The following is a 13,867-nucleotide window of genomic DNA, read 5'->3' on the forward strand; positions in this document are numbered from 1 at the left end:
CTGATGCAAGATCGTGCCACCAATCCCCTGTCTGTCTTGGTAACGCTTCTGCAGCATCGTACGCTTATCGGCCAGTTGATCAAGCGTGAAATTGCCGGACGTTATCGAGGCTCCTTCTTGGGTGTTTTTTGGTCTTTCCTGAATCCGCTGTTGATGTTGAGTATCTACACCTTTGTTTTTGGTGTGGTCTTCAAGTCGCGGTGGCGTCCGGATGCCGTCAATCACATGGAGTTCGCGGTCGTGATGTTTGCTGGGGTCATGCTTCACAGCCTGATTTCAGAATGTGTCATGCGTGCTCCTTCACTCATTGTGAGTAATGTGAATTTTGTCAAGAAGGTTGTTTTTCCGCTTGAGATATTTGCATGGGTCACGGTGGGGGCTGCTCTTTTCCATACTGCCATTTCCATGGTTATCTTGCTGATTGCTATTTTCATATGGCAGGGGCATATCATGCTGTCGGTGTTGTGGGTGCCTGTTTTGCTCATGCCGTTCGCTTTGCTGACGGTCGGCCTGGTGTGGTTCATCTCTTCGCTCGGTGTGTTTTTGCGGGATATCGGCCAGCTCATGGGAATCGTCTCGTCCTTGTTGATGTTCATGGCCCCCATCTTTTATCCTTTGCATTCTGTACCGGTTGGGTTTGCGGAGTTTTTATATCTGAATCCGCTGACTTTTATTGTGGAGCAGGTTCGTAACGTGGCGATCTGGGGCTCGCCTGTCGATTGGATGGGCTGGGCGCTCTATTGTTTCGTCGCCTATGTGGTGGCTTGGTTGGGTTTTATGTGGTTTCAGCGAATGCGCGGGGGATTTGCGGATGTCCTCTGATGCGATTATCAAAGTCCAGGATCTCAGTAAGCGTTACGAGATCTATAAGCAGCCCCGTGATCGCCTGCGCCAGTCATTGATGTCACCTATCCGGAGAATTCTGGGGCTGGCAAGGAAAAATTATTTCCAGGAGTTCTGGGCACTCAATGGCGTGAGCTTCCAGGTGGGGCGCGGTGAAACCGTAGCGATTGTTGGTCAGAACGGTTCGGGTAAGTCCACTCTATTGCAGCTGGTATGCCAGACGCTCTCTCCTACAACTGGGAGTGTCCACATTTCGGGACGGATCGCCGCATTGCTCGAATTGGGGGCCGGCTTCAATACAGAGTTCTCTGGGCGGGAGAACATCTTCCTTAGCGGCCTACTCTACGGCATAAGCCAGGATGAGTTGGCCAAGAGGTTCGAGAGTATCGTCAAGTTCGCTGAGCTTGAGGATTTCATCGAGCAGCCTGTAAAAACATATTCAAGCGGCATGTATGTGCGGCTTGCATTCGCTATTGCTGCGCATGTCGATGCAGATGTACTTATTATTGACGAAGCGCTATCCGTGGGAGACGTGCGCTTTACGCAGAAATGCATGCGTTACCTACGCGAGTTCCAGAAGACGGGAACGCTTCTCTTCGTGAGTCATGACACCAGCGCTGTCATCGGGTTGTGTTCAAGAGCCGTATGGTTGGATCATGGTGGACTACGCATGGATGGTCCGGCGAAAGAGGTTGTCGAAACCTATCTTGCAGCGCAGCACGCCCTTGACCGAGAGGGCGAAGGAACTGCCGTTGCGCTGCGATCGGGGCGCCGTACTTCTGCTGCGTTGAAAAGCGAGTCTGATGACATCAAGGATGCGCGCTTGCCGAAATTGGCTGAGCATGGGGCGCTGACGAAATTCGAATTTTTTGAGTTCGACCCTGACCGTGCTGCTGCGGAATTCGGCGCTGGTGGTGCGCGAATCGTCGATTCCAGCTTTCTGGCTGAGGATGGCAGCCCTTTGCACATGAGCCATGGCGGCGAAATCGTTCGGCTTTCTGTAAAGGCTGAGGTGCTTCAGCCACTCTCCAATCTGATCTTCGGATTTTATTTTAAAGATCGGATGGGGCAGCGTCTGTTTGGTGACAACAGCTTTATCACCACGATGGATGCGCCGATCAGCGCCGAGGTCGGTGAAACGATGACGGCCTGCTTTCGCTTTCGGATGCCGATTCTTCCATCGGGCCTCTATTCGATGGATCTTGCGATCGCATCAGGAACGCAAGACAACCATACCCAACAGCATTGGTTGCACGATGCCTTGGAAGTACGTGCCACGGATACCACGATGAAGCATGGCTTGGTAGGTCTGCCCATGCTGGAGATATCGGTCAGGAAGGTTGCGGATGATTAATTTTACGGGTGAGCGCTTCGTGCCTACGGAGAGTGGTGAAATTCGCTATGAGCATATGCACCGATATGCTTGGGTTACCCGCTTTTGCCAGGGTAAGAGGGTTCTGGATATAGCCTGTGGTGAAGGGTATGGCTCTGCCTTGCTGGCCGCACATGCAGATTCGGTTATGGGCGTTGACATAGCGCACGAGGCGGTCTTGCATGCTCGCGAAAAGTATGCCACCAAGGGTAATTTGCAGTTTCTTCAAGGGAGTGCAACAGCTATACCTCTCCAGGCGCATAGCGTGGATGTAGTCGTTTCTTTCGAGACAGTCGAGCATTTGCCGCAGCAAAGTGAGATGCTGGCGGATATTCGGCGTGTACTGAGACCTGACGGCTTGCTGATCATATCCTCCCCCAATAAGAAGGTCTACTCCGACGATCGAAACTATGTCAATGAGTTTCACGTCAAGGAGCTTTACTTCGAGGAATTCGATGCGCTGCTGCGCGAGCAGTTCTCCGCTGTCACTTATTTGGGGCAGCGGTTGCTGACGGGATCTGTCGTTGCGCCAATGGGGCAGCAAGGTGCTTACTATGAGGCGATTGGTCTTAAAGGTGACCATCTTGTGAAGCAGACCCCTCCGTCCACTGGCATCATGTATTTTGTTGCCGTTTGTGCGGCGGACGATGGCCATTTGCCGAAGACGGATCCTTCGTTTTTTGTAGATGAAGACATCGATCTCTATGCTGAGGCCCAGAAGTCCTTGCGCTGGGCCTCTACGCTTGACCTCGAACATCGTGACCTCGACAAGCGACATGCACAGTTGAGAGCTGAATTCGAAGACCGGACTGCGTGGGCGCTGCAGTTGGATGCGGAACGTGCCCGGCTGGTGGCCGAGGTAGAGCGCGCTTCCGGAAATTCGGAATCTCCAAAGCTGAAGGATGAATTGGCTCTCCGTCTCCGGGAAAATGCAGAGCTGGAAAAAAAAGTGGCGGATCGATCCCGTCAGGCTGACATATTGCATGTCGAACTGCAGGGTTTGCAAGAGGCCCACGCAGAGTTACGCCTTCAACAGGATCAGTTAGGGCAGCGCAATCTTTCTCTTCGTCTGGAGCTTGAGAAATATCAGGCGCGTGTCGATTCAGAGCTGCGACTGCAAGAAGAGATTTTGGCGCTCAAGGCCCGTATTGCCCAACTCGATGAGCAGAATTCGCGGCTAAACCAGGAGCTGGAAGTTCAGCTGGCAGAGCAAAGGGCCTGTCAGGAAAAGCAGTTCGACGCTGATCCCCGAATTCAGACGCTCCGCGCTGATTTGCAGGGTCGCGATGCGTTGCTGAAAGGGTTGCAAGGAGAACTGGCGGAGCGAGTCCAATATGCCGACGAGATGCATGCTAAGTTGCAGTCACTGTTAACTACGCATGCACAATTTCGTGCCCAGCATGACCTGCTGAGTCGGCGTAATTTGGAGTTGGCAAAACAGGTCGAGCGCCTCGCAGCAGTTGACGAACGACTTGTTCAACTGCAAGCAGAATTCGACGAGCGTACAGCGTGGGCGCTGCAATTGAACGCACGGTGCGCTGAATTGGAAGCCCGATGGACTGACGGGGTGGCTGCTGCCGCTACTGTTTCGGTGCCGCCCATTGTGCAGCCGCACCTGGACTCTGCTCAGCAGCTCGAACGTACCAGACGAATTGCCTTACTGGAGCAGCAGGTCCGTGCCTTGACGGCTGTGCAGAGCCAAGATCGCTCTGAACTGGACAGGCTAAGGCTTGCCAATACTGATTTGAGCCAACAGATCAATGCCATCAGGAAGTCGCACTCCTGGACTCTCACCATGCCTTTGCGGATGTCGGGCCGGGTGCTGCGCGGCGAGTGGGGGACGCTGGCATCCATGTTGTCCCCTCATGCTATCCGCTGGGGCAAGCGAGCCTATAGCGCCCTGCCTTTGTCTAGGTCGATAAAGGATCGCTTGGTCACTACCGCTTATCGCGTGGCTGGTCCCTTATTCAAAGGCATGGTTCACTACGAGGTGTGGCGGCGCCAGAGCGGTCACTCTCCTGCAGTTCCGGTGGGTACTGGACCTATTGCTGTTGATGATGTCGCTGATGTATTGGCTTCGCTGAGTTTTCCTGTCGTGGATGCCCCTCAAATCAGCATCATTATTCCAACCTACGGGAACTTGCATCACACTCTCATGTGCCTGCAGTCGATTGCTCGGAACTTGCCGGTTGCATCGGTGGAAGTCATGGTGGCAGAAGATGCCTCGGGTGATGCCGAGATTCAGCGCCTTCAGGCCATCCCCGGTTTACGCTTCGTCAATCATGGAGCCAATATGGGTTTTCTCCGCTCTTGTAATGCTGCGGTGCAGCTTGCACATGGGCGGTACGTCTATCTGCTGAATAATGACACTGAAGTGACGGCCGGTTGGTTAGATAGCATGTTGTCGCTGTTCGAGAAATTCCCAGATTGTGGAATGGTGGGTTCAAAGCTGGTGTATCCGGATGGACGTCTGCAGGAGGCTGGCGGTATTCTGTGGCGTGATGGCTCTGCGTGGAATTATGGCCGGTTGGATGATCCCACTCGTAGCATATATAACTACGTTAAGGAAGCTGACTATTGTTCTGGCGCGTCTCTGCTAATTCCGAAGCAGTTATGGGATCATCTGGGTGGGTTTGATGAGCATTATTTGCCGGCTTACTACGAAGACACTGATCTTGCCTTCCGAGTGCGTGCTTCCGGAAAGAGTGTTCTTTATCAGCCGGACTCCGTGGTGATTCACTATGAGGGGATTTCGCATGGGACGGATACTGCCTCTGGAGTCAAGGCGCATCAGGTGACCAACCAGAAGAAATTCTATGCCCGCTGGAAAGATGAGCTAGAACGCAATCATTTGGATAACGCGGTCAACCCATTTCTCGCGCGCGATCGATCTGTGAAGAAAAAGACCATACTGGTCGTTGATCACTATGTTCCTCAGCCGGATCGTGATGCAGGCTCGCGGAGTACGTGGTGTTTCTTGCAAGAATTTGTGGCGATGGGGTTGAATGTGAAATTTTGGCCTGCTAACCTATGGCATGATCCATATTACTCCCCACTGCTGCAGCAGGCAGGAATAGAGGTCTTCTATGGTGGGGATTATGTTGGGCACTTTGCGGAATGGATGCAGGAGCATGGATCCAGCCTGGACTATGTTCTGCTGAGCCGTCCGCATATCACGGAAGACCACTTGGATGCTGTTCGGCAGAATACCTCTGCCAAGGTGCTTTATTATGGGCATGATTTACATTACGCCCGTTTGCTTGGGGAGTATGAAAAAACCAAGGAGCCGCAGCTTCTGCGCGAGGCCGAAGATTTTCGTGCCCTGGAGGAGTCTATTTGGCGGCGGGTGGATGTGGTTTATTACCCATCTGCTTCAGAGACCGATGCTGTAAAGGCTGTGGTTCCGGGTGTTGTGGCTCGCACAGTCCCTCTTTATTACTTCAACGAGTCCGACGTCATGCCCGGGCGAGAGTTGCGTCAGCGGACGGATCTCCTATTCGTTGCAGGTTTTGGTCATCCGCCCAATGTGGACGCAGCCAAATGGTTGGTGCAGGAGATATTCCCAAAAGTCAAGCATCGCCAGCCTGGGGCTTTCCTCACCCTTGCAGGCTCGAATCCCACAGACGAGGTGAAAGCCTTGGCGAGTGATTCCGTGCGAGTGACTGGTTATTTGAGTGATGCGGCACTGGACGCGCTTTACAAGCGTGCAGGCGTTGCCGTCGTTCCTTTACGTTTCGGCGCTGGGGTGAAAGGTAAGGTGCTCGAAGCCTTGAACCAAGGGGTTCCGATGGTGACTACTTCAGTGGGTGTCCAGGGCCTTGATGGACTGGATGTTGTTGTTCCTGTGCATGATGAGTCACAGGCAATTGCAGATGCAATCTTGAGAATCATGGTTGATGATGACTATTGGGACCGGGTCTCCGTAGATGGGCGGGATTTTGTGCTGGCACGTTTTTCCCAGGCTGCCGTCAGGAATGTCTTTACGGCGGATATCCATGTCTAGGATTGCCTCCTGCAACCATCAGTCTTGGGAATGGGCCTTGCCAGCGATGCAGGAAGAGCAAAGGAGTATGCGTGAATCACTACGAGTGCAAAGGCGCTTATGGCGCGTGCTGCTACTCATTGCAGTCCTAGCTTGCTGTGTCGCGGTTCCAGCTATTTCGCACGCCAAGTACATCAAGGCTGTCACCTACTTCGGTAACGCTTGGCCTTTGAATTACTGGAATTCCGATGTCAGTAGGGCTCCTGCGTATTTTTCGCAGATCAAGTCAGATGGTTTCAATGCCATCATTTTGGCGGTTCCCTGGGGGGAGTTTTAGCCCGGACTGAGCCCAGTTCGCTTCAATGACAATGCATATGCGCGTCTCAAGCAGGTCTGTTCGCAAGCCAAGCAGGCAGGGCTGCAAGTACATATGCGTGTGTCTTATCAGCATGACATGTATCCTGGAGTGGAGTTACCGGCTCCAGCCCGCTTCGACCTGCTGTTCGCAGGTGACGACCTGATTCCTGCCTGGGAACAGTACCTCTCCCGTATCGCGGAAGTCTCTGGTGACTGCGCGAGTGGCGTATTTATTTCTTGGGAGGATTTCTGGCATGCCACGGCCTCTATGGCCGCTCCTATGGAGCCAGCGGCGGCTGTCGAACTATCGCGTCGTATGGGTTTTGATGCGTGGGCTAAGGGCCACGCCGATGCAGCGTATCGCGCACGCCACGCTGCAGTATTCAATAAGTTTGGCGCCTATCCTGTGCCTGCACGCAGCAGTTCGGATTTCCGGATGGTCTACAAGTGGTTTGATGACAGGCTCATGCAGCACCTGATGCCCGTATTGGCGCGCAAGTTGCCGCGTGCCAGCATCGAGGCGCGAGGGGATGATGATCCTATCTATGAGGGGGGCAAGATTGTCGAGTGGTACAGCCACGCACAGACTTATCAAGTGCCCTCGTCTCCTTACCTGATGACGTACTGGGCTCCTGCTATGGGTGCGCAGAATAAGTCTAGCCGCGAGTCTGCCAAGAAGGTGATAGAACGGTTTTCTTATATCAACAAGAAGATCTCGGAGCACACCAAGAATCGCATCGTGATAGGACAATTTCTCTTTCAGGACAATACACCATCCGCATCCAGGAATACTGTGGTCAACCCCTCGGAGCTATCGGATTTTTTGCGGATGGTTGCTGTGCCGATGGTTAGCCAGACCGCAGGTTATGCTCTCTGGGGGGCTCGCGATTATGAAGCGAGCGTGCTCTTTAATGGATTTTTTAGCCTGAGTAATTTGGGTTGGAAAATGAATGATGGTGCTCGGATTGTCGATAAGCCCACACGGATGGCTGAATTGCCTTCTGGAGCTTCGGTCGCTCAGTTCATCCCTGCCGCGCGTGATCATTTCAGGGATACTGCCAAGGTCATGACCTTGCGTCTAGAGGCCGTTGGGCCGGGGGAACTCGTTGCCAGCTACGGAGGGGCAACCCAGGGTATACGAGTCGGCTCAGTTGCCGAAAAATTGTCTATGCGCTTTCCGGTATCTCAGGTTGATACAGAATTCATGGTGAAAGCCGGCAGTGGAAAACTGCGCATTGGCGGGCTGTACCTTTCTGACTACACACAAGCTGGCGACTTTCGGGATGTCAGTGGAAATCCGGGTCCACGATTCGATGACATTCGTGGTCTGAATAAGGCGATCGATGACGGTGTGGGTGTTCCTTCTCGTCTGGATGTGAGCGATAAGACTATTTCCAAAGCCGCTGGAGTGTTTCCTCCTGAGCGTGGAGATATGAATTGGTATGCTTGGGCTGGACCAGAGGTCACGGCACGTCTGCTCGCCCGAGCTTCGACCATATCCGTGCGCGGCTCGATACGCCCCAGCATGTTCCATCCGGCACAAGGATGTACCCTGAAGGCGCTGGTTGACGACAAGGAGGTGTTGTCGCGTCTCTACACCGCCGACATGCCTATAGAGCTGGACATTCCCGTGCCTGCAGCTCAGGTCGATACGGTTGTCGATCTCACGCTGCGCTCCAGTTGTGCCAGCAACCCCAAGCAGCAGAAATCAGGGACCGATGAGCGCACGCTTTCCTATGTGCTCACCTCGATCAGTCGCAGTGCTTCTGGGGCTGTCTCGGCACAGGGTGGCCAGTCTGTTCAAGGCAAGACACGCTGAACGAGATCGGTTGGGGGATCCCTCTAGCGTCATTGCTGCGACTTTTTGGGAGGTCGCATTTTTTTTCAGTTGCAACTGCTCATAACTGTTTGGCGCAATATGCAAATTGCGGTGGATTCGCTCTCGCGTTTGGTGTTTGTCTTCGGGGTGGAGTCCGCAACTCGTCGCTCGCGCCGCGTTAGTCACTCCTGTTGGAGGCCTCTAGCCGGCGCAAGCGCCAGAAAGCGCTCGACAGCCACACTTTCACTAAGCTGCTCAAATGCCAATAGAGATGCCGGCTGCGGCGGCGGCTAGCCCGCTGCGCTTCATGCCGGATCTGCAGGTCTTCGCCCACCTGGATCTTCCAGCCTGCCAGGCGTAGGCGAGCACAGATGTCGAAGTCTTCCCCATACATGAAGAACCTCTTCTCGTCGAAGCCGGCAATATGCCGGTACGCCTCGCTGCGAAAAAGCATGAATAGGCCCGGCACCCAGGCCGGTCGGGGAGGGCGTCGGTAGCGCTGGTGGTTGCGCGTGAGGATTTCCAGCGGAGTGAGGAGCGCGCGGTGCTGCTCGGGTTCGAGCTTGCCTGGCTCTTGTACGCGAGGTGTTAGTAGTCCCGCGTCCGGCGCGGCCTGGGCCAGCAAGGGTGCCAGCACATCGCAGTCGAAACGGATGTCGGGGTTCAGTACCAAGAACCAGGGCGTACCGCAGTGCTGGAATCCCTGGTTGTGATTGGCCCCGAATCCATGGGGTGTGCTGTTCACGAGGCGCCTTATCGGAAAGCGCCACGATGCCTCTTCGGCTTCGGTCAGGAGATCTGTTTCGGGGATGTTGAGGGTGAGCACGACTACCGCTACCCACTGGTGGCTGTGGCGGTCCAACTGTTCCAGCAATGGACGGATCAGCGCCTGTTGGCCGTGACTCACGATGGAGACGGTAACGCTTTTAAAGGCTGGCAGTGGGTTGGTCATGATCTAATTTGTGTAGCTGTCTTGCCCGTCGGCAAGCTTTCGGGACAAGTTGAAAGACCGGTGCTTTATTTCTATCAAAGAGCAGCTTGCAACTGCGTTTCACTCACGACTGCATGATCGCCCTTATCGTTCTGAGCTTTTTCTGCGCAGCACTCACGACTTTCCTCATCACGCGTGTGGCTCGTCGCCATGCGCGCCGTTACCGGCAGGACATGCCGCAGCGCTTCCATAGCGGTCATGTGCCTCGCATCGGCGGCCTGGGCATCTTCATCGGACTGGGTTGTGCGGTGCTGTTCGCGGCGTCGCCCCTGGGGCAGCATTTGAACGTGAATCTGCCGTTCTGGTCTTCCCTGGCTGGTTTGCTGTGCATGGTACCGGCGGTGGGGGCTGGGTTGGTCGAGGATGTGACGCAAAAAGTGCCGGCCAAAGTCCGGTTGGGTTTGACGGCGCTGTCGGCCATGCTGCTGTGCGTCTTGCTGGGGCTTCAGACGAATCGACTGGGCCTGGGGCCGGTGGATGCCTGGCTGCATGTCAGCCCCTGGGCTGCCGCGGCCTTTGCCGTCATCGCGATTGCGGGCTTGCCGCATGCCTTCAACCTGATCGACGGCTACAACGGGCTGGCTGGGGTGGTGGCACTGATCATCAGTCTGGCGCTGGTCCACGTCGCGCTGCAGTTGGGTGATCGGCAACTGGCCGCCGCTCTGGTGTGCCTGGCTGGCGCGACGGCCGGCTTTCTGCTGTGGAATTACCCTCGGGGCAAGGTGTTCGCCGGAGATGGCGGGGCCTATGTCTGGGGGCTCGTCATCGCGGTGGGCTGCATCATGCTGGTGCAGCGCCATCCGGCCGTGTCGCCCTGGTTTCCGGTATTGCTGCTGATCTATCCCGTTGGGGAAACCTTCTTTTCCATCTATCGCAAGCTGGTGCGCGGCCAGTCGCCTGGCATGGCGGATGCGCTGCATCTGCACCAGCTGATCTTTCGGCGCATCGTCCGGGTGGCGCTGCAGGATGACGAGGCGCGTGAATTGCTCTCCCGCAACAACCGCACCTCGCCCTATCTCTGGATGTTCGCTGCCGCATCGGTGGTACCGGCCATGCTGTTCTGGCGCAACACCACGGTGCTGGTGATCTGCTGCCTCGTGTTCGCTGCGGCCTATGTGGGAGCGTATCTGATGATCATCCGCTTCAAGGTGCCGCGCTGGCTCAGGATGTAACGGCTGCGCACCTACAATCGCGCCAGTTTTGTCTCAGGAACGTTCAACGCCATGTCCAACTCCACGGAACTCGACTTGTCTTCCATCGCGCCGCGCACCAAGGCCGAAATCCTGGCCCAGGCGCTGCCCTACATCCGCAAGTTCCATGGCAAGACCATGGTGATCAAGTACGGCGGCAACGCCATGACCGATCCGGCGCTGCAGGCGGACTTTGCCGAGGACGTGGTGCTGCTCAAGCTGGTGGGTATGAATCCGGTGGTGGTGCACGGTGGCGGGCCGCAGATCGAGACGGCGCTGAACCGTCTGGGCAAGAAGGGCGAGTTCATCCAGGGCATGCGCGTGACCGATGCCGAGACCATGGAAGTCGTCGAATGGGTGCTGGCCGGCGAGGTGCAGCAGGACATCGTGGGCCTCATCAACCAGGCCGGCGGCAAGGCCGTGGGCCTGACGGGCCGCGACGGCGGGATGATCCGTGCCCAGAAGCTGCGCATGGTGGACAACAAGGATCCGAGCATTGAGCACGACATCGGCCAGGTGGGCGACATCGTTTCTATCGACCCGAGTGTGGTCAAGGCACTGCAGGACGATGCCTTCATTCCGGTCATCAGCCCGATCGGCTTCGGCGAGGACAACGAGAGCTACAACATCAACGCCGACGTGGTGGCCAGCAAGCTGGCGACCGTGCTGCAGGCCGAGAAGCTGGTGCTGCTCACCAACATTCCCGGTGTGCTGAACAAGGCGGGCGAATTGCTGACCGACCTGACCTCGCGCGAGATCGATGCGCTTTTCGCCGATGGCACGATCTCTGGCGGCATGCTGCCCAAGATCGCCGGCGCGCTGGATGCGGCGAAGGCGGGCGTGAATGCCGTACACATCATCGACGGCCGCGTGCCGCATGCCATGCTGCTCGAGATCCTGACCGAGCAGGCTTACGGCACGATGATTCGCAGCCACTGATCGAACGCGCAGCGTGGCGTGCCGTTCGCTTTCCGGGTCGACGCCGTGCCGGTGACCCTCGGGGCAGGCCTCTGACATGCGCCTCCTGCTGGTCGAGGACGACGTCATGCTGGCCAGCGGCATCAAGCTGGGCCTGACGGACGCCGGCTATGCCGTGGACTGGGTGGGCAGCGGCGAGCGCGCTGAAGAGGTGCTGCTGGCCGAGTCGTTCGATGCGGCGGTGATCGACATTGGGTTGCCGGGCATGGATGGGCTGGAGCTCACACGGCGGTTGCGCCGGCCCGAGATGGCGCATCCTTCCATGCCGGTGCTGATCCTGACGGCGCGCGATGCGCTGCATGACCGGGTCCAGGGGCTGGATCTGGGGGCCGACGACTACCTGGTCAAACCTTATGAGTTGCCCGAGCTGCTGGCCCGGCTGCGGGCGCTGCTGCGCCGCTCGCAGGCCGCCACCACATCGGTGCTGAGCTTCGGCCCGCTGGAGCTGGATGCCGCCCACCGCACGGCCAGCATTCGCGGGGCGGCAGACGGGATGGCGGGCGGGGCTGCGGCGCCGGCATGGCCTGGCATGCATGGTGTGGGGCCGAAAGTCCACGCACTGGAGCTGGGGCCTCGCGAGTGGACGGTGCTCGAATACCTGATGATCCATGCGCCCAAGCCGGCCAGCAAGGACAAGCTGCTGCAGGCCCTGACGGGGTGGGACAAGGAAATCACGCCCAACGCCGTCGAGGTCTACGTCTCGCGCCTGCGCGGCAAGCTGGAGCCGCACGGCGTGGCACTGCGCTCCATTCGCGGCTTCGGCTACCGGCTCGAACTGCGGCCTGCGTCGCCGCCGGGCTGATCGGGGCACGGCGCCGCGCCGCCCTGCGCTTCGTTTCCCAGAATTCCCGTGACCTCCGACCTGCGCAACCGTCTGCTGCTGCTGCTGCTGGCGCCGCTGTGCCTGCTGGCGCTGGTCGGGGCCTGGCTGGATTACCGCTCTGCCGACGAAGCGGCTGGCCGCCACGACCAGCGGCTGATGCGGCTGCTTCCGGCGCTGGCCGACTCGATCCTTTCGCCGGCCATCACGGAGGATGGCGAGCCCATGCTGCTCCTGGCGCCGCCCGTGGAGGAGTTCCTGCGCCAGAACGGCGGCGCTTCCGGCTTCAGCGTGCTGGACCTGAAAGGACGCGTGCTGCTGGGCGACGACTGGTTGGGCAACGCTGTGCCCACCACACTGGTGCCGGAGTTCCACAGCGTCGAGCACGACCGGGTGATCTACCGTGTGGCTGTGCAGCGCAGCCACACGGGCGCTGGCGAACTGGTGGTGGCGCTGGCCGACGGCTCCGACCCGCGCCAGCAGTGGGGCCGCCAGATGCTGCTGCGCGTGCTGCTGCCCAACCTGGCGCTGATTGCGGCTGCGGCGCTCGCCATCCACTGGGCTGTACGGCGCGCGTTCAAGCCGCTGGTGGAGCTGGCCGACGCCGTCGAGCGCCGCTCGCCGCGTGACCTGAGCCCCATCGACGAGGCCGCTTCGCCGGCCGAAGTGCGCCCGCTGGTCGATTCGCTCAACCGGCTGTTCGCGCTGGTCAATGCGCAGGCCGAGAGCCAGCGCCGCTTCGTGGCCGATGCTGCCCACCAACTGCGCACGCCGCTGGCAGGTCTGCAGGCGCAGGTCGAGGCCTGGGCGCTGGCGGCTCGCGGTGGCACTGCGGGTGCAGCCGGTTCTCAGCTGCCTGGCGTAGTGCAGAAAACGGCTTCTGCGCCCGTAAATGTTGGGCAGAATGCTATTATTTTAGGAGCTTCTGAGGTCGAAAAATTGCGCCAGGCCACGCGGCGCACGTCCAAGCTGGCACACCAGCTGCTCGCCCTGTCGCGGGCGGATGCGCGCAACCTCGATGCGCTGGCTCCCCAGTCCGTCGATCTGAAAGCGCTGTGCGAAAGCCTGCTGGAGGATTCGCTCGATGCGGCCACCGCCAAGCGGCTGGATCTCGGGCTGGAAGTCGCGCCGGCCTACACCAACGGGCACGGGTGGCTGCTGCGCGAGCTGCTCTCCAACCTCGTGGATAACGCCATCAAATACACGCCCTGTGGCGGCGTCGTTACCCTGCGCTGCGGCATGGAGGCGGGCCGGGCCTTCCTGCAGGTGGAGGACGACGGTCCTGGCGTGCCGGCTGCCGAGCGGACGCGGGTCATGCAGCGCTTCTACCGCCTGCCCGGCTCCGCCGGAGAGGGCACGGGGCTGGGTCTGCCCATTGCCGATGAAATCGCACGGGCCCACCAGGCCGAACTGGCGCTGGACCAGGGCGCGCAAGGCCAGGGGCTGTTGGTTTCCGTGCGTTTTGCGGCCTGAGCGCGCCGCCTGGGCTGGAGCAAAGCCCTGTCAAAACGCTGT

General features: G+C 58.1%; 9 protein-coding genes. 8 read left to right on the forward strand and 1 reads right to left on the reverse strand.

Annotated features, from left to right (window positions below; all coding sequences use genetic code 11):
• Positions 1-3: 3 nt before the first annotated feature.
• The 4 genes from AC3A84_RS19330 (at position 4) to AC3A84_RS19345 (ending at position 8,373) form a co-directional block, all read left to right on the forward strand.
• Positions 4-822: an ABC transporter permease gene (locus AC3A84_RS19330; protein WP_487971684.1), complete on the forward strand. Its 819-nt coding sequence runs from the start codon at positions 4-6 to the stop codon at positions 820-822.
• Positions 812-2,197: an ABC transporter ATP-binding protein gene (locus AC3A84_RS19335; RefSeq protein ID WP_487971685.1), complete on the forward strand. Its 1,386-nt coding sequence runs from the start codon at positions 812-814 to the stop codon at positions 2,195-2,197. The genes AC3A84_RS19330 and AC3A84_RS19335 overlap by 11 nt, the downstream gene beginning before the upstream one ends.
• A complete protein-coding gene (locus AC3A84_RS19340) occupies positions 2,190-6,218 on the forward strand; it encodes a glycosyltransferase (protein WP_487971686.1) in 4,029 nt (1,342 codons plus the stop codon). Before AC3A84_RS19335 ends, AC3A84_RS19340 begins: the two co-directional genes overlap by 8 nt.
• Positions 6,219-6,627: 409 nt before the next feature.
• Entirely contained in the window at positions 6,628-8,373 is a 1,746-nt protein-coding gene (locus AC3A84_RS19345; RefSeq protein ID WP_487971687.1) for a hypothetical protein, read from the forward strand.
• A 178-nt stretch (positions 8,374-8,551) separates the two neighbouring features.
• On the opposite strand, the gene AC3A84_RS19350 is transcribed toward AC3A84_RS19345, so the two are convergent.
• Positions 8,552-9,325, reverse strand: a complete 774-nt coding sequence (locus AC3A84_RS19350; RefSeq protein WP_487971688.1) for a glycosyltransferase — start codon at positions 9,323-9,325, stop codon at positions 8,552-8,554.
• A gap of 113 nt (positions 9,326-9,438) precedes the next feature.
• On the opposite strand from AC3A84_RS19350, the gene AC3A84_RS19355 reads away from it, so the two are divergent.
• From AC3A84_RS19355 to AC3A84_RS19370, 4 genes are all read left to right on the forward strand, one after another.
• Positions 9,439-10,536 carry a glycosyltransferase family 4 protein gene (locus tag AC3A84_RS19355; RefSeq protein WP_487971689.1) on the forward strand — a complete coding sequence of 366 codons (1,098 nt, stop codon included), beginning with the start codon at positions 9,439-9,441 and terminating at the stop codon, positions 10,534-10,536.
• A 51-nt stretch (positions 10,537-10,587) separates the two neighbouring features.
• Positions 10,588-11,493: an acetylglutamate kinase gene (argB, locus tag AC3A84_RS19360; protein WP_092938861.1), complete on the forward strand. Its 906-nt coding sequence runs from the start codon at positions 10,588-10,590 to the stop codon at positions 11,491-11,493.
• 76 nt (positions 11,494-11,569) lie between these two features.
• The gene (locus AC3A84_RS19365; RefSeq protein WP_487971690.1) at positions 11,570-12,334 is read left to right on the forward strand and encodes a response regulator; all 765 of its coding nucleotides are present in this window, start codon (positions 11,570-11,572) and stop codon (positions 12,332-12,334) included.
• A 48-nt stretch (positions 12,335-12,382) separates the two neighbouring features.
• Entirely contained in the window at positions 12,383-13,825 is a 1,443-nt protein-coding gene (locus AC3A84_RS19370; RefSeq protein WP_487971691.1) for an ATP-binding protein, read from the forward strand.
• Positions 13,826-13,867: the final 42 nt, after the last annotated feature.

Source organism: Paracidovorax sp. (genome assembly GCF_057642795.1).

Coding starts and splice junctions, on each gene's coding strand:
- AC3A84_RS19350 (WP_487971688.1), bottom strand. CDS start 9,325: ATGACCAACCCACTGCCAGCCTTTAAAAGCGTTACCGTCTCCATCGTG.
- AC3A84_RS19340 (WP_487971686.1), top strand. CDS start 2,190: ATGATTAATTTTACGGGTGAGCGCTTCGTGCCTACGGAGAGTGGTGAA.
- AC3A84_RS19330 (WP_487971684.1), top strand. CDS start 4: ATGCAAGATCGTGCCACCAATCCCCTGTCTGTCTTGGTAACGCTTCTG.
- argB (WP_092938861.1), top strand. CDS start 10,588: ATGTCCAACTCCACGGAACTCGACTTGTCTTCCATCGCGCCGCGCACC.
- AC3A84_RS19355 (WP_487971689.1), top strand. CDS start 9,439: ATGATCGCCCTTATCGTTCTGAGCTTTTTCTGCGCAGCACTCACGACT.
- AC3A84_RS19335 (WP_487971685.1), top strand. CDS start 812: ATGTCCTCTGATGCGATTATCAAAGTCCAGGATCTCAGTAAGCGTTAC.
- AC3A84_RS19345 (WP_487971687.1), top strand. CDS start 6,628: ATGCGTGTGTCTTATCAGCATGACATGTATCCTGGAGTGGAGTTACCG.
- AC3A84_RS19365 (WP_487971690.1), top strand. CDS start 11,570: ATGCGCCTCCTGCTGGTCGAGGACGACGTCATGCTGGCCAGCGGCATC.